The sequence below is a fragment of the Ligilactobacillus equi DSM 15833 = JCM 10991 genome, from assembly GCF_000615765.1.
GTDB lineage: Bacteria > Bacillota > Bacilli > Lactobacillales > Lactobacillaceae > Ligilactobacillus > Ligilactobacillus equi.
In genome coordinates this window covers 1-688 of record NZ_BAMI01000145.1, presented here as the reverse complement: position 1 = coordinate 688, position 688 = coordinate 1, and the positions used below count along the sequence as shown (strand labels likewise).

1 protein-coding gene is annotated in these 688 nt (G+C 38.4%); it reads left to right on the top strand.

Going from position 1 to position 688, the window contains the following annotated elements:
- Nucleotides 1-688, top strand: a 688-nt coding sequence (locus JCM10991_RS14165; RefSeq protein ID WP_035189177.1) for an adhesin isopeptide-forming adherence domain-containing protein, incomplete at both ends; no start/stop codon positions are given.

Sequence of the window (688 nt, the reverse complement as noted above, 5' to 3'; positions counted from 1 at the left end):
TCCTCTTGACAATGCTAAGTTCTTAAATGCATACAAGGGTCAAAAACTTACAGTTACCTTTAAGGCAACTGTTAAGGATAATGCTACTGGTGATCTCAAGAACTCTATTGTACAAACTAATGACGGTCATGGTTACAAGACTAATACAGTTACTAACCACGTTGAACCTAACCCTGCTCCAGTTAAAGTTGTTGTCAACTCTGATGGCACTAACATTGATAAGACTTCTGTTTCTCACGGGCAAACTGTAACTTACACTGGTACTTGGGACTTATCCGAATTAGCAAATCACGTATTTACTAAGGAAGAATTAAGCCACAACTGGTCATTCGATGATGACTACGACCAAACTAAGATTACAGCTAACCAAAAGACTTTGAAGGTTACTGACAAGTCTGGTAAGGACATTACAAGTCAATTAGATGTTAACTGGAATGACAAAGACGGTAAGTGGGTTGTTACTCCTAAAGACAAAGCTAAGTTCTTAGAAGCCTACAAAGGTCAAAAGCTTACTGTTTCATTCAATTCTGTTGTTAAGGCTGATGCTACTGGTGATTTAACTAACACTATGAACCAGGTCAACGACGACCAAGGCTACAAGACCAACACGGTTACTAACCATGTTGAAAATGATCCTAAGCCTGTTAAAGTAGTTGTTAACTCTGATGGTACAGATATTGACAACACT